We start from the raw sequence: 22,510 nt of genomic DNA on the forward strand, positions 1-22,510 counted from the left end.
GCGCCCCCCTACGGCCGGGACCGGGGGCCGCGGCCCGGGGCGGAGGACCACGCCGCGGCCGCCGCCCCGCCCGCGCCGGGGGGGGGCGGCCCCCGGCCGCGGTCGTCGTGGCGCCGGAACGTCTTCGCCGCGCGCCGGCGCGGCCCTCAGGGGCTACACGTCGCCGGGAGCGCGCAGTTCGCCGGTCCGTGCCACAGCCGCGTACCAGTGCGCGCTCGACTTGGGCGTGCGCTCCAGCGTCTCGTAGTCGACGTGGACGGCGCCGAAGCGCTTGGCGTACCCGTACGACCACTCGAAGTTGTCGAGCAGCGACCAGAGGAAGTAGCCCCGTACGTCCGCTCCGGCTTCGATCGCCCGGTGCAACGCGTCGAGGTGGTCGTGGATGTAGTGGGCGCGTTCCGGGTCGTGGACCGTGCCGTCCGGGCCGACCTCGTCCTCGTACGCCGCACCGTTCTCGCTGACGACCAGCGGCAGGCCCGGATACCGGGCGGCGGTCCGGGTCAACAGGTCGTACAGCGCATCGGGGTCGACCGCCCAGCCCATCGCCGTACGTTCGCCCGGGGCACGGTGGAAGGCGATGTCGTCGGCGCCGGGCCAGGGGGAGTGCTCGCTGTTGCCGTGGCCGTCGTCCTGCGGCTTCTGCGCACCCTTCGCGACGTGCGAGACGACCGTCGGGGTGTAGTAGTTGACGGCGAGCAGGTCCAGGGGCTGGTGGGTCGTGGCGGTGTCGCCGTCCCGGACGAAGGACCAGTCCGTCAGGTGCGCGGTGTCCGCCAACAGGTCGGCGGGGTAGGCCCCTTCGACCATCGGGCCCAGCCAGATGCGGTTGCCCACGGCGTCGATCCGGCGGGCGGCCTCGAGGTCCTCGGGCGAGGAGGTCAGCGGGCGGACCTCGTGGAGATTGAGGGAGACGGCGAGCTGGCCGCCCCCGGGCAGCGCGGCCCGCAGGGCCTGTACGGCGAGACCGTGACCGAGGTTGAGGTGGTGCGCCGCGCGCAGGGCGTCGACCGGGTCGGTGCGGCCCGGGGCGTGGACCCCGGAACCGTAGCCGAGGAACGCGCTGCACCAGGGCTCGTTCAGCGTGATCCAGCGCTGGACCCGGTCTCCGAGGGCGTCCGCGACGAGGCCCGTGTACTCCGCGAACCGCTCGGCGGTGGAGCGCTCCGGCCAGCCGCCCGCGTCCTCGAGTTCCTGGGGCAGGTCCCAGTGGTAGAGGGTGAGGGCGGGCTCGATGCCGGCGGCGAGCAGTTCGTCGACGAGCCGGCGGTAGAAGTCGAGGCCCCGCTGAACGGCAGGGCCCCGGCCGGTCGGCTGGACCCGGGACCAGGAGACGGAGAACCGGTAGGCGTCCAGGCCCAGTTCGGACATCAGCCGGACGTCGTCGCGGAACCGGTGGTAATGGTCGACGGCCACGTCACCGGTGTGGCCTTCGAAGACCTTGCCGGGGGTGTGGGAGAAGGTGTCCCAGATGGACGGGGTCCGGCCGTCCTCGCGGGCGGCGCCCTCGATCTGGTACGCGGCGGTGGCCGTGCCCCACAGGAAGCCGGGCGGAAAGGTACGGGCGGTGGTGAGGGGCCGGGTCTCGGACGCGGTCATAGGAGAGCGCTCCCAACGCATTCGGATGAAGTGGTGCCGGATGAAGCCGCGCCGGATGACGGGGCGCGGACAGGAAGGCGGAGGAACAGAAGGGCAGAGGGACGACCGAAGGGACAGAAGGGCAGGGGGAGGGCACGGGGAGGGCACGGGGCGGAGCGGCAGGAGGGCGGTCCGGCCGTTCCGCGGCGAGCGGCGTCAGTTCTTGACGGCGCCGGCGGTGATGCCGCCCACGATGTGCTTGCCGAGCACGGCGAAGACCAGCAGCAACGGCAGGGTGGATATCAGCGCACCGGTCAGCACGACGGCCTGGTCGACGGTGTGGTTGCCCGCGCCGAGACCGGCCAGGGCGACCTGGAGGGTCGGGTTCCCGTCGGGGGTCAGCGCGATGAACGGCCAGAAGAAGTCGTTCCAGGCCTGGACGAAGACGAGCATCCCCAGGACCGCCATCGCGGGCCTGGCCACCGGGAACACCACGTGCCAGATGATGCGCAGGCTGTGCGCCCCGTCCATCCGGGCCGCCTCCACCAGCTCCACCGGGAGGGCCTCGATGAGGTACTGGCGCATGAAGAACACGCCGAAGGCGGCGACCAGCGACGGCAGGACGACCGACTGGAGCTGGTCGACCCAGCCCAGGTCGGTGATGATCTGGTACAGCGGGATCACGCTGAGCTGGGGCGGGATCGTCATGGTCGCCACCACCAGGGCCAGCAGGGCGCCCCGGCCCTTGAAGGCCAGTTTGGCGAAGGCGAAGCCTGCCAGGGTGGAGAACAGGACGGTGGACAGGGCCACGAGCCCGGCCACGACCGTCGTGTTGACCAGCGCCTCGCCCATGTCGACCTGGTTCCAGGCGAAGGAGAGGTTGTCGAAGAGCCGGGGGCCCGGGAGGAGCGGGGCCGGGGCCTCGACCACGCGCTCGCCCGAGTGGGAGGCGGCGACGAGGTTCCAGTACAGCGGGAAGAGGGAGATCAGGGCGGCCAGGCCCAGCAGGACGTACGTCAGGGGACCCGCGTGGTGCTGACGGCCCGCCGACGGCCGCAGGCGCAGCACGCGCGGGGCCTTGGCGGAGGTCGTGTCGAGTGTGTGAGCCATGAGGTCAGCTCCCCGGGTTCTCGCGGTCGCGGCCGTGGCTGCCACGGGTGGCGCCGCGGCGGTCGCGGTGGTCGTTGCGCTTGCGGTTCGAACGGGAGACCAGCGCCTGGAGGCCGCCGATGAGCAGCAGGAGCAGCAGCATGACCCAGGCGATGGCGGAGGCCTGGCCCAGCGCGCCGGTCACCCAGCCCTTCTCGTACATGAGCAGGCTCAGCGTCTGGAACTGGTTGCCGCTGCCGCCGCTGATGCCGACGCTGCCGCCGAAGAGCATCGGCTCGCCGAAGAGCTGGGTGGCGCCGATGGTGGAGACGATGACGGTGAAGAGGATCGTCGGCCGGATGGAGGGGATGGTGACGCTGAGGAACTGGCGCCAGCGCGAAGCCCCGTCCAGCGCCGCGGCCTCGTAGAGGTCCTGCGGTACGGCCTGCATCGCCGCCAGGTAGATGAGCGCGTTGTAGCCCGTCCAGCGCCAGGTCACGATCACCGAAATCGCTATCTGGGCCGGCCACTTGGAGGACTCCCAGGCGACCGGATCGAAGCCGGCCCAGCCGAGGACCGTGTTGATCAGACCGTAGTCGGTGTTGAACAACTGCGCGAAGACGAGCGTCGCCGCGGCGATCGAGGTGGCGTACGGGGCGAGGATCGCGACGCGGAAGAACCCCCGCCCGCGGAGCTTGTAGTTGAGCAGGTGGGCCAGACCGAGGGCCAGCAGCAGCTGGGGAACGGTCGAGATCACGCCGATGGTGAAGGTGTTGGCGAGTGCGTTCCAGAAGAACTCGCTGGTCGCCAGGGAACTGTAGTTGTCCAGTCCCCTCCACTGGGGGCTGCCGCCGAGCTCCACCCGGTGGAGCGAGAGCCAGCCCGTGTAGATCAGGGGGAAGAGGCCGAAGGCCGCGAAGGTGAGGAAGAAGGGGCCGATGAAGACGTAGGGGATCGCCTTCAGATCGAGGCGGTAGAGCGTGCTGCGCCAGCCGCTCCGGCCGGAGGGCCGCTGCTTGCGGGGGCCGGAGGCGGTGCCGGCGCTGGGGCCCGGGGGCTGGGCGGCGGGCGGCGGGGAGCCGCCGCCGGTCGCCCGTACGGAGGTGGCCACGGGGGCGTCCTTCCAGGTCGATGCGTGCGGTGGTGCGGTGCTGGTGACTCGGAGGTGCGGGGGAGGTGTGGCGGAGGGGGGCGGAGGTGCGGTGGTGCGGACGGCGACGGCCCGCCGCCACCCGCGGGGAGGCGGCGGGTGGCGGCGGGCCGTCACGCTGCCCCCGCTACTGGTCGATCTTGTCGTCGACCAGCTTCTTGACGTTCTCCCAGGCCTTCACCGGGTCGGTGCCGCGCTGCTCGATGTCGAGGATGCCGTTGTCGGTGAGGAAGGTCTTCACCTGTCCGTCCCACCGGCTGATCGGGGCGGGCGAGATGCCGGCCGCGGCCTCCGAGTAGATCCTGCCGACCGGGGTGTCGCCGAAGTACGCCAGCTTGGCGTCCTGCACCGCCGGCGAGGTGAGCGTGTCCTTGGAGGAGGGGATGTTGCCGTTCACGCCGAACACCTTGGAGTGCTGCGCCGGGGCGGTGAGCCAGGCGGCGAGCTCGGCCGCCTCCTTGGCGTGCTTGCCCGACTTCGGAACGGCGAGGAAGGAGCCGCCCCAGTTCCCGGCCACGGGCGGCGCGGCGATGTCCCACTTCCCCTGGTTCTCCGGGCCGGCCTGTTCCTTGATGATGCCCGTCATCCAGCTCGGGCAGGCCACCGTGGCGAACTTCGAGTTCTTGAAGGCCGCGTTCCAGCTGCCCTTCTCATCGAACTGACGCAGCTTCGCCGTCAGTTCGCCCTGGGCCGCCGCCACGGCGGTGTCCCAGGCCTTCTTCACGCCGGGGCTGTTCTGGTAGTCCAGCTCGCCCTTGGCGTTGGCGTACTGCACCGGCTCGCTGGAGACCACGGCGTTGAACAGACCGCTCGCCGAGTCGTGGAAGGAGGTCCCTTCCGGGGCGCTCTTCTTGTACGTCTCGCCGGTCTGTATGAACTTCGCCCAGTCGCCCGCCCAGAGTTTGGCGACCTCGGCGCGGTCGGTCGGCAGTCCGGCCTTGGTGAAGAGGTCCTTGTTGTAGCAGATGGCCATCGGACCGATGTCCGTACCGAGGCCGATGACCTTGCCGTCGCCCGTGGTGGCCTGCTTGACCTTCCAGTCGAGGAACGCGCCGAGGTCCGCCCCGCCCGTCTTGCCGAGATCGGCCCACTTGTCCGCCAGGGCGGGACCGGTCGCCTCCGCGATGTAACCCACCTCGAGGGCCTGGATGTCCGCGAGGCCGCTGTCGCGGGAGAGACGCAGTTTGAGCGTGTCCCAGTACTTCTGCCCGTCGGCGACGTTCGACTCCTCGATCTTGATGTTCGGGTGCGCCTTCTCGTACTCGGCGTAGAGCTTGGCCCCCGTGGCGTTGTCGTAGCCGAAGGAACCGAAGGTCCCGATCCGCAGCGTGATCTGCTCGCCACCCGCGGCACCGTCGTCGCCGCCGTCGTCACCGCCGCAACCGGTGAGCAAGGCGGCGCCGGTCACGACGGCGACGGCCGCGGCGATCGCGGTGCTCGCGGTACGGCGTCCGTGTCCGTGTCCGCGTCTGCTGCTGGAAGTGCGCATTCCACTCTCCTCGTCCAAGGTGGTGCTCGTTGTGCGCCAGGGTCGTGCGCCAGGGTCCGGCGGGCTGTTCGCGGCTCGGCGAGGGCCCGCCCCGGCCGGATGTGGAGGCCTTGTCGCATCCCCTGAATGGGAGCGCTCCCACGTCGCTGCCGGAAGGTTGCTGCCTGGCGGGTGTGGGTGTCAAGAGATGAACGCGAATTCATTACACAGCGCCCTCCGGCGCAGATCCGTGCACCGTTCCGGCGTGTGTCCCGTCGGACGGTGAACACGGCCATGGCATCGGGAGGGGATCGAAGGTAATGTGGGAGCGCTCCCATCTCTCCGTCGGCGTACCGTGTTCCGCGGCGGACGGGGGGCGGGATCGAGCGTCTTACCTGTTCAGCCGACCGGGCCGGCTTGCCCGGCACCAAGTGCGATGGCGTACGAGGGGAGTTACGTGAGCGGACGGCAGAACGGCAGGCCCACCCTGGAGGAGGTCGCGGCCCTGGCCGGCGTCGGCCGGGGCACGGTCTCCCGGGTCATCAACGGGTCGCCGCGGGTCAGCGAGCAGGCCCGGACGGCCGTCGCCCGCGCCGTCGAGGAGCTCGGGTACGTGCCCAATCAGGCGGCCAGGGCCCTGGCCGGCAACCGCACCGACGCGGTCGCCCTCGTCATTCCGGAAACCGAGGCCAGGCTGTTCGCGGAGCCGTACTTCCTCGACCTGATTCGTGGGGTCAGTGCCGAACTGGCGGAAGCGGACAAGCAGTTGCTCCTCACCCTGGTGCGGACCGAGGCGGAGCGGCAGCGCTTCGAGCACTATCTGGCGGCCCAGCGGGTCGACGGCGTACTGCTGGCATCCGTCCACGGGGACGACCCGCTGCCCGACCGGATCGCGCAGCTGGGGCTGCCGGTCGTCATGAACGGCCGGCGCTCCGAGGCCGAGCCCGTCGCCTATGTGGACTCCGACAACGTCGGTGCGGGCCGGGCGGCCGTCGCCCACCTCGTGGGGCGGGGCAGGAGCAGGATCGCGACCATCAGCGGGCCGCTCGACATGTACGTGGCCCGCGCGCGCGTGGGCGGCTACCGTGCGGGGCTCGCCGAGGCGGGTATCGCGCCCGACGAGTCGCTCGTGGCGGCCGGTGACTTCACGGAGGAGGGCGGCAGGCTGGCGATGCGCGAGCTCCTGCTTCGCAACCCGGGTCTGGACGCGGTCTTCGCCGCCTCCGACGTGATGGCGGCCGGTGCGCGCGGTGTGCTGCGCGAGGCCGGGCGTCGGATTCCCGAGGACGTGGCCCTCGTCGGGGTCGACGACTCGGCGGTGGCCCGCCTGATGGACCCGCCCCTGACCAGCGTGCGCCAGCCGATCGAGGAGATGGGCCGCACGATGACCAGACTGCTGCTCCAGAAGATCGCGGAGGAGTCCGGAGCCGGCTCCACCCGCACGCGGGCAAGGAGCGAGGAGCCGCGCCGGGTCCTCCCGACGGAGCTCGTCGTGCGCGATTCCTCCTGACCGCGGGCCGCCTCCGTCCGGCGGAGAACGGGGCTGCGCGCTGACCGGCTCCGGGCGGGAACCGCCCACGCGCCGACGGGCTCCGGGCGGGAGTCGCCGGACGCCGGCGTATCGCCCGCGAGCCGAGAGTTTCCGGACGGGAGCCGCTGGGCGGAGGCGTACCGGAGCGGGCGGCAGGCCCGCTCCGGCCGCAGAGCCGGCCCGCCAGGACCGCTCCGGGCCGGCGACCCGCCGCACCGGGCGGCGGAGTAGGGCGGCCCGGTCCGCGCCGTCCCCGCGGATGGGCCCGACGGGCGACGGCCGACGGCCGACGCCCGTCGCCCGGCGCCGTACGGAACGGACAGTTCCGCACGGCTCCGGGCTGTCGGCTCATCGGGGGTGGGTCAGAGTGCGGGGTGGGCGTTCTTCATGAGTTCTTGGAATTGGGCGGAGAACCATTGTCCTGCGAGGGGTGCGTCGGGGAGGGATCCGGACATGCTGTTGCCGTTGCGGGCGTTGCCGGTGTAGGTGGGGTCGCACATGCGGTCGAAGCCCTTGCCTTCGTTGTTGGGGATCTCCTTGCTGGCGCCGTCGGATTCGCCCGGGGGCTTGATCCACACGTAGGCGTCGATGCCGGCGGCGGGGGCCGCCTGGGGTCGTTCGCCGAGTCCGGCGCCGGACTGGTTGCACCAGTTGCCGAGGTGGATGCGGCGGTCGTAGCGGCCGCCGTTGACGTAGGTGTCCACGCTCGTCAGCGCGCCGGGGCCGGTCGGGCGGGCGGTGCCGCCCCAGCCGTTGCGGGAGGTGTCGATGAGCATGCCGATGCCGGGGTCGAAGCCGAGGGAGATCAGCTTGGTGCGCATGCCCTGGGCGTAGGACAGCTCGTCGGTGTAGCGGTTCCAGTCGACCCACTTCGACTGGCGCACGGAGGTGCCGTTGACGGAGTCGTCGATGGTGAAGTTGTTCTCCTTCAGGGCGCTGTAGTTGGCGGTGTTGACGATGAAGCCGTGCACGTTGGCGAGCGTGGAGCCCTCGGCGGTCGCGGCCTGCTTGAACATCTCGGCGGAGGCGCCGAGGTTGTCGTCCCAGCCGAGCCAGCCGTGGTGGCCGGCGTCGACGTAGTTGTAGACGTTGGGGATCGAGCCGAGTTTGTTCAGGGCGTAGCCGACGCCCTTGATGTAGTTGCCGTTGGTCTTCATGACGTCGCAGTTGGGGGTGGCGGTGGGGCGTCCGGAGACGTTGGTGACGAGGTTGGGCAGTGAGTCGATCTCGACGGTGGTGACGATCCGCAGCCCCGCGTACTTGGCTTCGCGGAGGATCGAGGCGATCGGGTCGATGTACTGCGTCTTGTACTTGTCGATCTCGGTCGGGCCCAGTTCGCCGTTGGAGGCGAGCGCGGAGCAGTCCCGTCCGGGGAGGTTGTAGATCACCAGCTGGACGACGAGTTCGCCGCTGCCCTTCTGTGTCAGGGCCGCGTCGAGGTGGTCGCGCAGACCCATCGTGCCGCTGGTGCCCGTGACGAGGGCGATGCGGTCCAGCCAGACGGCGGTGGGCTGGTTGGCCACCCTGCTGCCGCCCGGTTCGGCGGCGGCGTGGGCGGACCACTCGGGGTTCACGTACATTTTGGCGCCGGCGTAGGGGTTGTCGACCTTGTTGCCGGTGGGCGGAGGTGTGGTGGGCGGCGTGGTGGGCGGGGTCGTCGGGGGTGTGGTGGGGGGCTGGGTCGGGTCGGTGGCGCCGTTGCAGGTGACGCCGTTGAGCTTGAAGGTCGCGGGGACGGCGTTCGTGCCGTTGTGCGAGCCGTTGAACCCGAAGGACGTCGAACCGCCCGTGGCCAGCGCCCCGTTGTAGGACACGTTCTTCGCGGTCACCGCGGCCCCGGACTGGGTGATGGTGGCGTTCCAGCCCTGGGTGACCTGCTGGCCGTTGGCGTAGGACCATTCCAGGGTCCAGGAGGCGACCGGGTCGCCGGTGTTGGTGACGATCACGTTGGCGCCGAAGCCGGTGTTCCACTGGTTCGAGATCTGGTATTCGACCTTGCAGCCGGTGGTGGCGGCGCCGGTGCTGGTACCGAACGCCGTGGCCGTGGCGCCGGCGGCCGTGACGAGGCTGAGGGCCGCCAGCAGGGCGGTGCGGGGGATGGTGCGGCTCATTTCGTGGGGTGCCTTTCAGTTCAGGGCGCGCAGGCGGTCGCGCACCCGGTGCCGATCGGGGGGGAGTGCCGTGGTGCGGAGGGGTGCCGTCGTACGGAGCGGGTGCGGTCGTCGGAACCGGGCCGCGGCGCGGTCGATGAACGCGTGTCCGGTGTGCTCGCCGCTCTCGCCCGTGACCGGGGGACCCGGTCCGCGACCGGGGCGGGGGTGGGGGAACGGGTGAGCCACTGGCTCGGGTCGTTGTAGGCGATCCCGGGGACCGGCAGGAAACTGCGGGCCCCGGTCGCCTGCACGGCCTGCACCAGGTCCTGCGTGCCGGCGACGTCGTGGCCGATGCCGCCGGGTACCGCCGTCGCACGAGGTCGGCGCTGCTCCGCCGAGCAGTGCTGACAGGCGCGGGGGGTGGTGGGCGGGTCTTGCAGCGAGGTGCGCCCTGACGGCGCACCGAATGATGGAACCGCTCCCACTGGTTGGGGCCAGACCGTAGCGCCAAGTGCCGCCGATCAAAAGAGGAGTTGAGTAAATTCCTCGCAGATTGCTTTCGACTCTTCACACGTCTTGACGCCGTCACGCCACGTATGCACAGTGGGAGCGCTCCCACTGGTTCAGAGCTTGTGCGCAGACCGCTCCTCCCATCCCGTCTCCCCGAGCCGCGAGGAGAACCATCCGCATGTCGTCACATCCCCCGCCCAGATTCCGCGGACGACGCAAACTGCTGACCGCGTCCGCCACGGCCGTGGCCCTCTCCCTCCCCATGGGCCTCACGGCCGTCGGCGCCACCACCGCCGCGGCAGCAGCGGTGCAGTGCAGCGTCGACTACAAGATCAACAACGACTGGGGTTCGGGCTTCACCACCGAACTCACCCTCACCAACCGGTCCACGACCGCACTCGACGGCTGGACCCTCACCTACGACTACTCCGGCAACCAGCAGCTGACCAACGGCTGGAACGGCGTTTGGACCCAGTCCGGCAAGAGCGTCCGCGTCGCGGCCCCGGACTGGAGCAAGACCGTCGCCGCCGGCGCGGCCGTCACCGCCGGCGCCCAGTTCAGCTACAGCGGGACCAACGCCGCCCCCACTTCCTTCGCCGTCAACGGCACCCCGTGCACCGGAGCCCACCAGCCCCCGGTCGCCGTCCTGACCAGCCCCACCGCGGGCGCCGTCTACACGGCGGGTACTCCCGTCCCGCTAGCCGCCACCGCCGCCGCGGCCGACGGCGCCACCGTGGGCAAGGTCGAGTTCTACAGCGACACCACGCTCCTGGGCACGGACACCACGGCGCCCTTCACCCTGGATGCCACCGGCCTCGCCGCCGGTTCCCACTCCCTCTACGCCAAGGCCTACGACAGCCTCGGGGCCTCCGCCGAGTCCGCCCCCGTCGGCATCTCCGTCGCTGCGGGCCCCGCGCTCGTCGCCACCCCCGCGCAGCTCTCCGTACGCCGCGGGGAGACGGGCACCTTCGACCTGAAGCTCTCCAAGCAGCCGGCCGCGAATGTCACGGTGGCCGTGGCCCGCACCTCGGGCAACACCGACCTCTCGGCGGCACCCGCCACGCTCACGTTCACCCCGGCGAACTGGAACACCGCCCAGAAGGTGACGGTCACCGCCGGGACCACCGGCAGCGGATCCGCCGTCTTCACCGTGACCGCCCCCGGCCACGCGAAGGCCGAGGTGACGGTCGCCGAACTGGCCGCCGACTCCACGTACGACGCTCGCTTCCTCGACCTCTACGGGAAGATCACCAACCCGGCGAACGGCTACTTCTCGCCCGAGGGCATCCCGTACCACTCCGTCGAGACGCTGATCGTGGAGGCCCCGGACCAGGGGCACGAGACGACCTCGGAGGCCTACAGCTATCTGATCTGGCTGCAGGCGATGTACGGGAAGATCACCGGGGACTGGACCAAGTTCAACGGTGCGTGGGAGACCATGGAGAAGTTCATGATCCCCACCCATGCCGACCAGCCGACGACCGGCTCCTACAACGCCTCCAAGCCCGCCACCTACGCGCCCGAGCAGGACCTCCCCTCGCAGTACCCGGCCAAGCTCGACGGGGGAGTCGCCGCCGGCGCGGACCCGATCGCCGGTGAGCTGAAGAGCGCGTACGGCACGGACGACATCTACGGCATGCACTGGCTCCAGGACGTCGACAACGTCTACGGCTACGGCAACGAGCCCGGAAAGTGCTCCGCCGGACCGACCGCGACCGGGCCCTCGTACATCAACACCTTCCAGCGCGGACCCGAGGAATCGGTCTGGGAGACCGTGCCGCACCCCACCTGCGACAACTTCACCTACGGAGGCAAGAACGGCTACCTCGACCTCTTCACCGGGGACGCCTCCTACGCCAAGCAGTGGAAGTTCACCGATGCCCCGGACGCCGACGCGCGCGCCATCCAGGCCGCCTACTGGGCGGATGTCTGGGCGAAGGAACAGGGCAAGGGAACCCAGGTCACCGCGACCGTCTCCAAGGCGGCCAAGATGGGCGACTACCTGCGGTACTCCATGTTCGACAAGTACTTCAAGAAGGCCGGGAACTGCGTCGGCCCGACCGTCTGCCCCGCCGGCACCGGCAAGGACAGCGCGCACTACCTGATGTCCTGGTACTACGCCTGGGGCGGCGCCACCGACACCGCGGCCGGCTGGTCCTGGCGGATCGGCTCCAGCCACGCGCACAGCGGCTACCAGAACCCGCTCGCGGCCTACGCGCTCAGCGAGTACGCCCCGCTGAAGCCCAAGTCGCCGACCGGCGCCACGGACTGGGCGACCAGCCTCGACCGGCAGCTGGAGTTCTACCGCTGGCTCCAGTCCGACGAGGGCGCCATCGCGGGCGGCGCCACCAACAGCTGGCAGGGGCGCTACGCACAGCCCCCGGCCGGGACCCCCACCTTCCACGGTCTGTTCTACGACGAGAAGCCGGTTTACCAGGACCCGCCGTCCAACCAGTGGTTCGGCTTCCAGGCCTGGTCCATGGAGCGGGTCGCCGAGCTCTACGAGCAGACGGGCGACGCGGGCGCCAAGGCCGTGCTCGACAAGTGGGTCGGCTGGGCCCTGTCGAAGACCACGATCAACCCCGACGGCACCTACCGGATCCCCTCCACCCTCAAGTGGTCCGGCGCCCCCGACACCTGGAACGCGTCGGCGCCCGGCGCCAACGCGGGCCTGCACGTCACCGTCGCCGACTACACCGACGACGTGGGCGTGGCCGCCGCGTACGCCAAGACCCTGACCTACTACGCCGCCAAGTCCGGGAACGCCGAGGCCAAGCGGGTGGCCAAGGCCCTGCTCGACGGCATGTGGGCCCACCACCAGGATCCGCTGGGCCTCTCCGTCCAGGAGACCCGGACCGACTACAAGCGCTTCAACGACCCGGTGTACGTGCCCAGCACGTGGACCGGAAAGATGCCGAACGGCGACGCGGTGAACTCCTCGTCCACCTTCGCCTCGATCCGCGGCTTCTACAAGAACGACCCGGCCTGGCCGAAGGTCGAGGCCTACCTCGCGGGCGGCGCCGCGCCCGTCTTCACCTACCACCGGTTCTGGGCCCAGGCGGACATCGCCCTGGCCATGGGTTCGTACGCGGAACTGCTCGAATAGCAGGGCGCCCCGCCGGGAGACGGCGACGCGTACGACGAGGCCGGGCAGCCCGCGAGGGCCTGCCCGGCCTTGACGCGCCCAGGCTTTCGCCCCACCCGTGCGGGCCGGTGGCCGGGACAAGGGATCAGGCGATCAGGTGGATCAGGTGGGTCAGTCGGATCGGGTACATCAGGCGGATCAGGTGTGGAGGCGGCCGTTGGTGCCGTCGTGGCTGTCGGCCTGCTCGTCGTCGAACCAGTGGTCGTCCGCGGCGAGGTAGCGGAAGGAGTGCGCGCCGTGCCGGGGGAGGGTGACGGTCGCGGTGCGGGTGCCGTCGCCGCGCGGCTGAAGGGGGTGGGCGGCGGGATTCCAGTGGTTGAAGTCTCCCACCACGCTGACCGGGCCGGGGGGACTGTCCTCGGGGAGGACGAAGGTGACCTGGGCCCGGTTCTTCAGTTGCTTGCGTTCGAGCACGGGAGGACTCCAGCCGCGAAGGGAAAGGGAACGAGCCCGTGCATCCTCGCCGCTGCGGGAGCCCGGCGCGGTGCCACACGGCCGCCGGCGGCCGGATCTCACCCGGCCGGTCTCCGCACCGGCCTGCTCGCGAGCCGGGGCCCCTCCACCGGCGAGCGGGCGGGGACGCGGAGCCGGATCAGGCGTTGCGCTGATCTCGGGTGTCCCGGCGGAGCTGGTCCGCGTGCCGGGTCAGGGTGTCGATGCGTTCGGCGAGCTCGGAGTCCTCGGGCCGCAGGTGGGCGCGGGTGTCGGTCAGCGGGCGCACGAGGCGGGCGGCGTCGCTGTCGGCGAGGGCCAGGTTCAGGTCGCCGACGGCGCCTTCGGCATCGGCGGGGAGGCCGGTCAGGGAGGTGACCTGACCGGCGAGCCGGCGCAGGTCGGCAGCGTTGTCACGGGCCCAGGCGGTCACGGAGCGGTCGGCCGCGCGGGTGTCGCGCGTGGCCTGGACGCGCTGCTCACCGGTGCTTCCGTCGGCGCCGGGGCGCAGCCGGAGGTAGCGCCGTTCGGCGGCCTGGCGGCTGGCGACCCCGAGGGGGCCGGCGAGGTCGGCCCAGCTCGCGCCCCGCCCGCGGGCGGTCTCGATGAGCCCGGTCTCCCAGCCGGCGAGCTGCTCACGGACCTCGCGCAGCAGCAGCAGGGTGGCCAGGGCCGGGTCCGGGCCCGCGTCCCGCGCGGGCTCCGTGGCCGCCGACGCGGCTGTCGGCGTAGCGGCCTGCGGCGGTTCCGCGGATGCTCGGTGCGCGGTCCTGACGGCCTGATCGATGGCCTCCAGCGCCGCGGCCGCCGCGAGGAAGGAGACCTGCGGCGCCGTCGGGGCGTACTCGTTCATGGGGCACTCCCTGCTCTGTCACCCTCTGGGTGACATCCTGCTTGTCATCGCTTCGATGACATGTTACAACGGAAGCACGTTGAAGCGCATTGGCAGTTTCTGCCTGAACCAAGTGGAGGTGTTTCGCGATGTTGATGCGCACTGACCCGTTCCGCGAGATGGACCGGATCGTCCAGCAGCTGTCGGGTACGTCGGGTACGTGGTCGAAGCCGTCCGTGATGCCGATGGACGCCTACCGCCAGGGCGACGTGTACGTGATCGCCTTCGACCTCCCCGGAGTGAGCACCGAGGCGATCGACATCGACGTCGAGCGGAACATGCTGACGGTCAAGGCCGAGCGCCGGCCCACGGGGAAGTCCGACGGTGTGCAGATGGAACTCTCGGAGCGGCCCCTCGGTGTCTTCTCCCGCCAGGTCATGCTGGCCGACACCCTCGACACCGAGCGCATCGAGGCCGACTACGACGCGGGCGTACTGACCCTGCGCATCCCGATCGCCGAGCGCGCCAAGCCGCGCAAGATCACCATCAGCGGCGAGTCCGACCGCAAGCAGATCTCGGGCTGAGCGGCCCGTACCAGCGGCGGAGGACCGGGGGAGCCGGCTTCCTCTTCCTCCGGACCCCGGTCCCCGCCGCTGTTCTCGTTTCCCCGTCTCCGGAGGTGACGTGATGTCGATGCGCCGGGAGTCGTTCCTGGCCCATGTGCAGGAACGCGGCGAGTACCCGAGTCCCGTGGAAGCCGAACGGGCGGCCCGCGTCGTCCTGGCCCTGCTGGGAGCCCACCTCGTCGGCACCGTCCGCGCCCAGCTCGCGGCCCGGCTGCCCGAGACCTACGCCCTGATCCTCCTCAACCCCCTCCAGGCCGCGGAGCCGCTCTCCGCGGAGCGTTTCGTCCGCGCGACGGCGGCCTGGATCGACGGCGCCACCGAGAAGACGGCCCTGTGGGACATCGGAGCCGTCCTGTCCACGGTGGCCGCCGCCGCGGGCGACATCCTCGTCCGCGAGGTCCTGCTCCAGCTCCCTCCGGGCTACGACCTCCTCTTCGGCCACCCCCAGCCCACCTGAACCCACGCGTCGGCCGAGCCCCATCCGCAACCCACCAGGAAAGGACGGCGTCATGTACGACCAGAGCGGCCCGGAACGCTCCCTCGTGGCCATGACGTACCACCAACTGCTCGAACGCGTCCGCTACGAGGGCGCGTACCCCACACCGGAGCACGCCGAGGCAGCCGTCCGTGCGGTCCTCACCGCGCTGGGCCGGCAGCTGACCGGCGATGAACGCGTCGACCTCGCCCGCCTCCTGCCCGTCGAGGCGGCCCTCGCCCTGACCGCGTCGGTCCCCGACACCGGACGCCTCACCGGATGGGAGTTCGTCAAGGACCTCGCGGCCCGGACCGGCGGCACGCCGGCCACCGCCCGCTGGGACACCGGCGCCGTCCTCGCGCCGGTCTCCGCCCTCGCGGGGCCCGATCTCCTCTCCCGCATCCTGCGGCAGCTCCCCGACGGCTACGCCCTCCTCTTCGGGCAGGCGCAACTGCTCCGGCCCCAGCCCGTGGCCGCCTGACCCGCCCCCGCCCCCGCCCCTCCTCGCCTCCGTCTCCGCCCCCGCGCCGTGGGCCGCGGCTGCCGTCGCCGCCGTCGGCCGACGGCGGAGAGGAGGGGGTACGGCGTGTCGGCCGCGGGGCCGGCATCGGGCCTGCTCCAGTGGCCTGGACCTCGGCTCCATGCGAGGGGAAGACCTGAGACGAGGGTGACGCCGGTGGTGCCGGATCGTTTCAGCTGGCGTGAATGAAAGATTCCGTTTTTCGGGGCCCCGCCCCCACCTCACTCCACCCGGAGCCCCGCCGCACGGCCCCCCGCCGCGAGCGGTTCGCCCTGCTGCCCCGTCCCCACACCGGGAGGCGGCGTGAGGAGGGGGAGCTTCTACTGGTGCCGTTCCTGTCGGCAGCCCCTATACGCCACCAGTTCGGCATCCGGCACGGCCGGCGGCCGGGACTGGGAGATCGACCACCAGCGGGCCGGTGACTGTGCCAACGGGTACTTGATGCCCCTGACCGGAACGGCGACGGCCCCCGAGGACCTGCCGGACGCCCGCCCGCCGTGATCAGGGGTCGCCGCGGGCGGTGCCGCAGATGACGCGGGTGGCAGTGGACGAGCCGTACGTTCCTTCGGGGCCCTGGCGCCACAGGCACCAGGGCCCCTCCGTGCGTCCGGGGACGCGACGCGTACCGTCCCGCGGTGCCGGCCCCGGCCGGCGGGTCGTCGTGAAGAAGCCCGCCGTGGTCGCGCGGCCGCCGACGTGCCGGTGCCTCGGATACGGAGCACCGTGGAGGTAGCCGTACGACAGAGGTGAAGCAATGGCGATGCCGTCGGGTCCACAGCCTCCTTCCCCCGGCGATGGCTGGGGCGCCCGGGCATCCCAGCCGTCGCAGCCGCCGCGGACGTCGCGGACGTGTCTGGTCGTCGCGCTGGTCGTCGGGGCGGTCGCGCTCCTCGGGGTGATCGCCCTCATCGCCTTCCTCGCGCTCGTGGCCCACGTGGACGACCCGCACCGCGACGGTCCCGACGGGCCCACGGGGGACGTGAAGCTCACCGGCTGCACGGTGGACGCCGATACGCAGTGGCCCCGCGCCGATCTCGACGTCACGAACCGCAGCAGCGAACCGAGCGACTACACCGTCGCCGTGGAGTTCGTCGGGCCGTCGGGAGAGCGCCTCACCGAAGCCCACACCGCCATCACGCACCTGGCCCCCGGACAGGTCGCCCACGACCGAGCCCAGAGCCTCGCGCACGTGGATGCCCCCGTCACGTGCCGGATCACCGGCGTGACCCGATTCGCCTCCTCCTGAGGAGTCGGTCGCCCTCGGAAGGTGACGGTCCATGGCCTTGCCGTGTGCCCCTTGCGGCTCAGTCCCCCAGGACGTGGCTGCCGAGCCGGCTGACCATGGCGGGGTCGCGGTGGTCGAAGAACAGCGACGCCCCGGTGTCCAGGGCGGCGAGGGACGCCATCTCTTCGGCGGTGAGCTCGAAGTCGAAGACGTCGAGGTTCTCCGCCATGCGCTCGGGCCGGACCGACTTGGGGATGACCACGACGCCCCGCTGGACGAGCCAGCGCAGCACGACCTGCGCCACCGACTTGCCGTGCGCGGCCCCGGTCTTCGCGAGCACCGGGTCGGTGAAGAGGTTGTTGCGGCCTTCCGCGAAGGGCCCCCAGGACTCGATCTGCACGCCGCGCTCGCGCATGAGCTCCTGGTCGGCGGTGCGCTGGTAGAAGGGGTGGGTCTCGACCTGGTTGACCGCCGGGGTGACCTCGTTGTGGTCGATCAGGTCCACGAGCCGGTCGCCGTGGAAGTTCGAGACGCCGATCGCCCGGACCAGGCCCTCGCGCTGCAGGCTCTCCATGGCACGCCAGGAACCGTAGACGTCGCCGTAGGGCTGGTGGATCAGGTACAGGTCGAGCTGCTCGAGGCCGAGCTTGCGCAGCGAGGTCTCGCAGGCGCGCCTGGCCTTGTCCTCGCCGGCGTCGGAGACCCACAGTTTGGTGGTGACGAACAGTTCCCGGCGAGCGATCCCACTGGACCGGATCGCACGGCCGACGGCCTCCTCGTTGCCGTAGGCGGCGGCGGTGTCCAGCGAGCGGTAGCCGGCGGCGAGGGCGTCACCGACGGCCCGCTCGGTCTCCTCGGCCGGGATCTGGTAGACGCCGAAACCGAGGACGGGCATCTCGACGCCGTTGTTCAGGGTGACGTTGCGCATGCGGGGTTCCTTACGCAGCTCGGTGTGAGTGTGGGGGAGGGGAGCCCGGCCGGCTGCCGGGCGCGTTCGGAGCGGAGCGGAGCGCGGAGCGGGACGGACGGTCGCGTCCGGGACGCGTCCATCGGTACCCGCCGCGGGGCGGTTCCTCACGGCCGGTGCTCCATGTGGACCCGGCGCGGCGATGTCCGGCACCGTACCGTCCCCTCCCCGCACCGGCCGCAGGGCCCGGCCGCGATTGGTGTGCGGCTATCCGGACACAAGCAGGGCGTGCTGAAGATACTTCTCGTGGTCCTGCTCGGTGCGACGGCGGCCATCGCCGCAGGCGCCGCCGTCCTCTCCTCACCCTGGTGGTGGGTCGCGGCCGCGCCCCTGCTCCTGCTCGTGGCGACCGCCGTGCACGACCTCCTGCAACGGCGGCACTCCATCCTGCGGAACTACCCCCTCCTCGGGCACCTGCGGTTCGCCATGGAGACACTGCGGCCGGAGATCCAGCAGTACTTCATCGAGCGCAACGTCGAGGGCCGTCCCTTCGACCGCGACACGCGCAGCATCGTCTACGAGCGGGCCAAGGGCACCGACGCCGAGGAGCCGTTCGGCACCGAACTCGACCTCTACCGGCCCGGCAGCGAATACCTCACTCCCTCCATGGCACCCCTCCCGGTACCGACCGACCCGCCCCGGGTCCGGATCGGCGGGCCCGACTGCACCCAGCCGTACGACATGGCCCTGCTCAACGTCTCGGCGATGAGCTTCGGCTCCCTGTCGGCCAACGCGATCCTGGCCCTCAACACCGGTGCACAGCTGGGCGGTTTCGCCCACGACACCGGCGAGGGCGGCCTGTCCGAGTACCACCTGGGGCCCGGCGGCGACCTCGTCTGGGAGATCGGCACCGGATACTTCGGCTGCCGGACCGCCGACGGGGAGTTCGACGAGCGCGAGTTCGCCGAGAAGGCCGCGCACCCGCAGGTCAAGTGCGTGTCCTTGAAGATCAGCCAGGGAGCCAAGCCCGGTATCGGCGGTGTGCTGCCGGGTGCCAAGGTCACCGCGGAGATCGCGAAGGTACGCGGGGTGCCGCAGGGGGAGACCGTGATCTCGCCGCCGTACCACCGCGCGTACTCCACCCCGCGCGAGCTGGTGCGCTTCCTGGCCCGCATGCGCGAACTCGCCGGCGGCAAACCCGTCGGCTTCAAACTGTGCGTCGGGTCGCGCCGCGAGTTCCTCGCCGTGTGCAAGGCCATGCTGGAGGAGGGCACCACGCCCGACTTCATCGTCGTCGACGGGGCGGAGGGCGGGACGGGCGCCGCGCCCCTGGAGTTCGCCGACAACGTCGGCCAGCCGCTCGGCGAAGGGCTGATGACCGTGCACAACGCCCTCGTGGGCGCCGGACTGCGCGACCGCGTCAGGATCGGCGCCTCGGGCAAGGTCGCCACCGGGAGCGACCTCGTCAAACGCCTCCTCCAGGGCGCCGACTACACCAACGCGGCCCGCGCCATGATGTTCGCGATCGGCTGCATCCAGGCGCAGCGCTGTCACACCAACACCTGCCCCGTCGGTGTGGCGACCCAGGACGAGAGGCGCGCCCGCGCCGTCGACGTCGGGGACAAGTCGCAGCGCGTACGGCGCTACCAGGAGGCGACCGTCAAGAGCGCCCTCCAGATCATGGCGTCGATGGGCGCGGAGGACGCCCGCGGACTGCGGCCCCACATGCTGCTGCACCGGGTGGACCCCCACACCGTCCGCTCCTACGCCGAACTCCACACCTGGCTCACCCCGGGGCAACTGCTCGCATCTCCGCCCGAGGCCTGGGCAGGCGACTGGGAAGCGGCCGATCCCGACCGCTTCAGCGGCTGACCCTCCCCAGCTGACCTCCCCGGCTGCCCCCGGCCCTCGTACCGGGCAGCCGCACACCGAACCGAAGGGCACTCCTGTGGCACGCACCGTCGCCCACGTGATCGTCAACGCACTCAAGGAGCTGGGCGTCCAGCACGTCTTCGGCGTCGTCGGAGACGCCCTGAACCCGCTGACCGACGCCATCCGCACCACCGACGGCCTGGAGTGGGTCGGCTGCCGGCACGAAGAAGCCGCGGCCTTCGCCGCCGGGGCGCAGTCCCAGCTCTCCGGCACCCTCGGGGTGTGCATGGGCACCGTGGGGCCCGGCTCCGTACACCTCCTGAACGGTCTCTACGACGCCGCCAAGAGCCACGCCCCCGTCCTCGCGATCTGCGGACAGGTGCCCCTCGCGGAGATCGGCAGCGACTACTTCCAGGAAGTCGACAACGACCTGCTCTTCCGGGACGTGGCCGTCTACCGGGCCACCGTCACCTCCCCCGACCAGATGCCCCGCCTGCTCGAAACCGCCGTACGCGCCGCCGTGACCCGGGGCGGCGTGGCCGTCCTGACCGTTCCCGGCGACCTCGGCGACCAGGAGCTGAGCGACGACCGGCCCACGCGCTTCGCCCTCGACCGCGCCGTGACCCGCCCCGACGACCCGGCGCTCGTGCGGGCAGCCGCTCTCCTGAACGAGGCTTCGCGCGTGACCCTGCTCGTGGGCCAGGGCGCCCGCGAGGCCCGTGCCGAGGTCATGGAGACCGCCGAGCTGCTCGCGGCCCCCATGGTCCTCACCCTGAAGGCGAAGGAGGGCTTCGAGGACGGCAACCCCTTCCAAGTGGGCCAGACCGGCCTCATCGGCAACCCCGCCGCCGCCCACGCCCTCGACAGCGGAGAGGCGCTCCTGATGCTGGGCACCGACTTCCCGTACCGGGAGTGGTACCCGACGGATGTCAAGGTGGTCCAGGTCGACGCGCGGGAGGACCATCTGGGGCGCCGCACTCCCGTGGACGTGGGCCTGGCCGGCGACGTGGGCGCCACGTTGCGGGCGCTGCTGCCGATGCTGAAGGCCGTCCCCGACCGCGCCCACCTGGACGACGCGCGGGAGCGCTTCGTCCGGTGGCAGGAAGGGCAGCAGGGGCTGGCCGACCCCGCGCACGGGCACCGCTGGACCGGGAAGCTGCGGGCGGCACTGGACAACCGCGAGCACGAGATCCGCCCCGAGGCACTCGCCGCGGCGGTGGACGCGTACGCGGCCGAGGACGCCGTCTTCACGTCCGACACGGGTATGGCCACCGTCTGGCTCTCGCGCTTCGTCACCATGCGCGGTGACCGCCGCCTGATCGGTTCGTACAACCTCGGCTCGATGGCCAACGCCATGCCCCAGGCCCTGGGAGCCCAGCTCTGGGCGCCGGAACGGCAGGTCGTCGCGCTCTGCGGGGACGGCGGGCTGAGCATGCTGCTGGGTGACCTGATGACGATCAAGACGTACCGGCTGCCGGTGAAGCTGGTCGTCTTCGACAACCGGCGCCTGGGCATGGTCAAGCTCGAACAGGAGCAGATGGGCCTGCCCGAGTTCGGCACGGAACTCGACAACCCCGACTTCGCCGCGGTCGCCACGGCCCTGGGTCTGACGGGCATCAGGGTCACTGATCCGGCCGACCTGGACGACGCGGTACGCCGGGCCTTCGCCACCCCGGGCCCGGTCCTTCTGGACGTCCTCACCAACCCCGAGGAAGTGGCGGTACCGGGCAAGCCGACCGTGTCGCAGGGCTGGGGATTCGCCAGGGCCAAGATCAAGGAGATCCTGCCGGGCCGCGAGGACTGACGGGCGCACACACCGGAGTACCGCTCGCCGGGCCGTCCAGGCCGGCGGGCGGTACTCCGTGTACCTCACGGCCGGCACCCGGCTCTCCGGCCGGCGCCCGGCCGGGAGAGCCTCAGGCAGCCGGCTGTACGGGGACGGGCGCGCCGCATGCGCATCCCGTGTCGGCCACGTCGGCCGTGGGGATGCGCATGCGGCGCAGGAGGTCCCGGGTGGTGCGCCGTGTGAGAGTGCTGCGCCAGGTGAGGTCGGGATGGCGGGAGCGCAGGTGGGACAGGGCGCGGGTGTCGAGCCCGCTGGAGTGGAAGGGCTGGTCGATGTCGACACCGGTGATCACGCCCTGACCGCAGTCGGCGCAGGCCCGGTAGTGGACCTGCCCGACGACCTTGCGGATGTGGACGAGGAGCAGGCATTCCTCCTGGAGCCCCGTTCCGGTGGAGGTGCCGGGGATGTGGGAGGACAGGAACTCGATGTCACGGTAGGCGAGGATCCTGCGCCGCAGCCTTCTGGCGAAGCCTCCGCGGCGGCCGTGCCGCGCGGCGTGCGAGGACACTGCGGTTTCCGGGGCGGAACGGACGAGGGCGGGACGCGCGTGGAGTCCAGACATGGCTCGCGTCTGCCCTCGAGCCAGCCCCTGACACCCCCGCCGACGGGGCCGCCCGCAGGTCCGCCCCCCGTCCGACGACCGGCCGGACCGCTCGTACTCCCCACCTGTCGTGCCCTCTGTCCATGGAGGGCGGCTTTGCGGGTAGGCGCGGGACGCGGAGCCGGCCAGGAGGGCCGGACCCGGGCACCGGTACGGGTGCCCCGGACGAGGAGGGATGCCGCCGTGGACGAGTCGAGGCTCTACCTGCAGGAAGCCATGGACTCGGGGACCGTGGTCCGCGCCGAGATCCTGCACGAGGACGGATCGGTCTGGGCGTCGGCGGGCCGGCCACTGACCACGGAAGAGGAGGGCGGACGGCTGGTCGGACTCTTCGAGGCGCCGGCGGACGCCATCGGCACGGGCATCACGGTGGGAGAAGTGACCTATGTGGCCGCGGAAGCGGACCGGCGCCTCCTGCACGGCAGACACGGCAGCGCCGGGGTCGTGGCGGTGAGGAACCCCCCGTACGTCGTGGTCGGCCTGTACGAAGAAGGCCGCCGGCCCGAGGACGCCGTCCTCACCCTGGGGAACCTCGCGGACAGGCTCGCGGACCGTTCCCGGCAGACGCCCGCGCCGGACACCGGAACGGCGATTCCGTCGCCACCCTGACCTC

General features: G+C 71.5%; 18 protein-coding genes. 9 read left to right on the forward strand and 9 right to left on the reverse strand.

Translation table 11 applies throughout. The features are described 5' to 3' along the window. Positions 1–153: 153 nt before the first annotated feature. From ABZY44_RS02735 to ABZY44_RS02750, 4 genes are all read right to left on the reverse strand, one after another. Positions 154–1,596 carry a GH1 family beta-glucosidase gene (locus ABZY44_RS02735; protein WP_356649746.1) on the reverse strand — a complete coding sequence of 481 codons (1,443 nt, stop codon included), beginning with the start codon at positions 1,594–1,596 and terminating at the stop codon, positions 154–156. A 195-nt stretch (positions 1,597–1,791) separates the two neighbouring features. Beyond that, positions 1,792–2,685: a carbohydrate ABC transporter permease gene (locus ABZY44_RS02740; protein ID WP_356649747.1), complete on the reverse strand. Its 894-nt coding sequence runs from the start codon at positions 2,683–2,685 to the stop codon at positions 1,792–1,794. A 4-nt stretch (positions 2,686–2,689) separates the two neighbouring features. Then, the gene (locus tag ABZY44_RS02745; RefSeq protein WP_356649748.1) at positions 2,690–3,775 is read right to left on the reverse strand and encodes a sugar ABC transporter permease; all 1,086 of its coding nucleotides are present in this window, start codon (positions 3,773–3,775) and stop codon (positions 2,690–2,692) included. A 166-nt stretch (positions 3,776–3,941) separates the two neighbouring features. Then, positions 3,942–5,303 carry an ABC transporter substrate-binding protein gene (locus ABZY44_RS02750; RefSeq protein ID WP_356649749.1) on the reverse strand — a complete coding sequence of 454 codons (1,362 nt, stop codon included), beginning with the start codon at positions 5,301–5,303 and terminating at the stop codon, positions 3,942–3,944. A gap of 415 nt (positions 5,304–5,718) precedes the next feature. Here ABZY44_RS02750 and ABZY44_RS02755 point away from each other — a divergent pair, with 415 nt between their 5' ends. Continuing rightward, a complete protein-coding gene (locus tag ABZY44_RS02755; RefSeq protein ID WP_356649750.1) occupies positions 5,719–6,792 on the forward strand; it encodes a LacI family DNA-binding transcriptional regulator in 1,074 nt (357 codons plus the stop codon). A 383-nt stretch (positions 6,793–7,175) separates the two neighbouring features. Here ABZY44_RS02755 and ABZY44_RS02760 read toward each other — a convergent pair whose 3' ends face one another. Further along, positions 7,176–8,924 carry a glycoside hydrolase family 6 protein gene (locus ABZY44_RS02760; RefSeq protein WP_356649751.1) on the reverse strand — a complete coding sequence of 583 codons (1,749 nt, stop codon included), beginning with the start codon at positions 8,922–8,924 and terminating at the stop codon, positions 7,176–7,178. Between the two features lie 670 nt (positions 8,925–9,594). Here ABZY44_RS02760 and ABZY44_RS02765 point away from each other — a divergent pair. Next, positions 9,595–12,522, forward strand: a complete 2,928-nt coding sequence (locus tag ABZY44_RS02765; protein WP_356649752.1) for a glycoside hydrolase family 48 protein — start codon at positions 9,595–9,597, stop codon at positions 12,520–12,522. Positions 12,523–12,699: 177 nt separating this feature from the next. Here the strand turns inward: ABZY44_RS02765 and ABZY44_RS02770 are convergent, their stop codons facing one another. Together ABZY44_RS02770 and ABZY44_RS02775 are read right to left on the reverse strand one after the other, a co-directional pair. Then, the gene (locus tag ABZY44_RS02770; RefSeq protein WP_356649753.1) at positions 12,700–12,975 is read right to left on the reverse strand and encodes an isoamylase early set domain-containing protein; all 276 of its coding nucleotides are present in this window, start codon (positions 12,973–12,975) and stop codon (positions 12,700–12,702) included. Between the two features lie 178 nt (positions 12,976–13,153). Next, a complete protein-coding gene (locus ABZY44_RS02775; RefSeq protein WP_356649754.1) occupies positions 13,154–13,846 on the reverse strand; it encodes an HSP18 transcriptional regulator in 693 nt (230 codons plus the stop codon). A 128-nt stretch (positions 13,847–13,974) separates the two neighbouring features. Between ABZY44_RS02775 and ABZY44_RS02780 the strand changes: the two genes are divergently transcribed. The 4 genes from ABZY44_RS02780 (at position 13,975) to ABZY44_RS02795 (ending at position 16,692) form a co-directional block, all read left to right on the forward strand. Beyond that, entirely contained in the window at positions 13,975–14,409 is a 435-nt protein-coding gene (locus ABZY44_RS02780; protein WP_356649755.1) for an Hsp20/alpha crystallin family protein, read from the forward strand. Between the two features lie 103 nt (positions 14,410–14,512). Beyond that, positions 14,513–14,908 (forward strand): DUF2267 domain-containing protein, encoded by a 396-nt coding sequence (locus ABZY44_RS02785; RefSeq protein ID WP_356649756.1) that lies wholly within the window; start codon positions 14,513–14,515, stop codon positions 14,906–14,908. Between the two features lie 52 nt (positions 14,909–14,960). Next, on the forward strand, positions 14,961–15,407 hold the full coding sequence (locus ABZY44_RS02790; protein WP_356649757.1) for a DUF2267 domain-containing protein: 447 nt from the start codon (positions 14,961–14,963) through the stop codon (positions 15,405–15,407). A 793-nt stretch (positions 15,408–16,200) separates the two neighbouring features. Then, positions 16,201–16,692 carry a hypothetical protein gene (locus ABZY44_RS02795; RefSeq protein WP_356649758.1) on the forward strand — a complete coding sequence of 164 codons (492 nt, stop codon included), beginning with the start codon at positions 16,201–16,203 and terminating at the stop codon, positions 16,690–16,692. Positions 16,693–16,750: 58 nt separating this feature from the next. On the opposite strand, the gene ABZY44_RS02800 is transcribed toward ABZY44_RS02795, so the two are convergent. After that, positions 16,751–17,599 (reverse strand): aldo/keto reductase, encoded by an 849-nt coding sequence (locus ABZY44_RS02800; protein WP_356649759.1) that lies wholly within the window; start codon positions 17,597–17,599, stop codon positions 16,751–16,753. 267 nt (positions 17,600–17,866) lie between these two features. Between ABZY44_RS02800 and ABZY44_RS02805 the strand changes: the two genes are divergently transcribed. Beyond that, positions 17,867–19,450, forward strand: coding sequence for an FMN-binding glutamate synthase family protein (locus tag ABZY44_RS02805; RefSeq protein WP_356649760.1), 1,584 nt, complete (start codon positions 17,867–17,869; stop codon positions 19,448–19,450). A 76-nt stretch (positions 19,451–19,526) separates the two neighbouring features. Further along, entirely contained in the window at positions 19,527–21,254 is a 1,728-nt protein-coding gene (locus tag ABZY44_RS02810; RefSeq protein ID WP_356649761.1) for a thiamine pyrophosphate-dependent enzyme, read from the forward strand. Between the two features lie 112 nt (positions 21,255–21,366). Here ABZY44_RS02810 and ABZY44_RS02815 read toward each other — a convergent pair whose 3' ends face one another. Further along, the gene (locus tag ABZY44_RS02815) at positions 21,367–21,858 is read right to left on the reverse strand and encodes a hypothetical protein (protein WP_356649762.1); all 492 of its coding nucleotides are present in this window, start codon (positions 21,856–21,858) and stop codon (positions 21,367–21,369) included. A gap of 222 nt (positions 21,859–22,080) precedes the next feature. On the opposite strand from ABZY44_RS02815, the gene ABZY44_RS02820 reads away from it, so the two are divergent. Continuing rightward, complete coding sequence (locus ABZY44_RS02820; protein ID WP_356649763.1) at positions 22,081–22,506, forward strand: profilin; 426 nt, start codon at positions 22,081–22,083, stop codon at positions 22,504–22,506. Positions 22,507–22,510: the final 4 nt, after the last annotated feature.

Source organism: Streptomyces sp. NPDC006544 (genome assembly GCF_040611715.1).
GTDB lineage: Bacteria > Actinomycetota > Actinomycetes > Streptomycetales > Streptomycetaceae > Streptomyces.

Coding starts and splice junctions, on each gene's coding strand:
- ABZY44_RS02780 (WP_356649755.1), top strand. CDS start 13,975: ATGTTGATGCGCACTGACCCGTTCCGCGAGATGGACCGGATCGTCCAG.
- ABZY44_RS02775 (WP_356649754.1), bottom strand. CDS start 13,846: ATGAACGAGTACGCCCCGACGGCGCCGCAGGTCTCCTTCCTCGCGGCG.
- ABZY44_RS02735 (WP_356649746.1), bottom strand. CDS start 1,596: ATGACCGCGTCCGAGACCCGGCCCCTCACCACCGCCCGTACCTTTCCG.
- ABZY44_RS02765 (WP_356649752.1), top strand. CDS start 9,595: ATGTCGTCACATCCCCCGCCCAGATTCCGCGGACGACGCAAACTGCTG.
- ABZY44_RS02750 (WP_356649749.1), bottom strand. CDS start 5,303: ATGCGCACTTCCAGCAGCAGACGCGGACACGGACACGGACGCCGTACC.
- ABZY44_RS02740 (WP_356649747.1), bottom strand. CDS start 2,685: ATGGCTCACACACTCGACACGACCTCCGCCAAGGCCCCGCGCGTGCTG.
- ABZY44_RS02800 (WP_356649759.1), bottom strand. CDS start 17,599: ATGCGCAACGTCACCCTGAACAACGGCGTCGAGATGCCCGTCCTCGGT.
- ABZY44_RS02795 (WP_356649758.1), top strand. CDS start 16,201: ATGGCGATGCCGTCGGGTCCACAGCCTCCTTCCCCCGGCGATGGCTGG.
- ABZY44_RS02760 (WP_356649751.1), bottom strand. CDS start 8,924: ATGAGCCGCACCATCCCCCGCACCGCCCTGCTGGCGGCCCTCAGCCTC.
- ABZY44_RS02755 (WP_356649750.1), top strand. CDS start 5,719: ATGGCGTACGAGGGGAGTTACGTGAGCGGACGGCAGAACGGCAGGCCC.
- ABZY44_RS02785 (WP_356649756.1), top strand. CDS start 14,513: ATGTCGATGCGCCGGGAGTCGTTCCTGGCCCATGTGCAGGAACGCGGC.
- ABZY44_RS02790 (WP_356649757.1), top strand. CDS start 14,961: ATGTACGACCAGAGCGGCCCGGAACGCTCCCTCGTGGCCATGACGTAC.
- ABZY44_RS02815 (WP_356649762.1), bottom strand. CDS start 21,858: ATGTCTGGACTCCACGCGCGTCCCGCCCTCGTCCGTTCCGCCCCGGAA.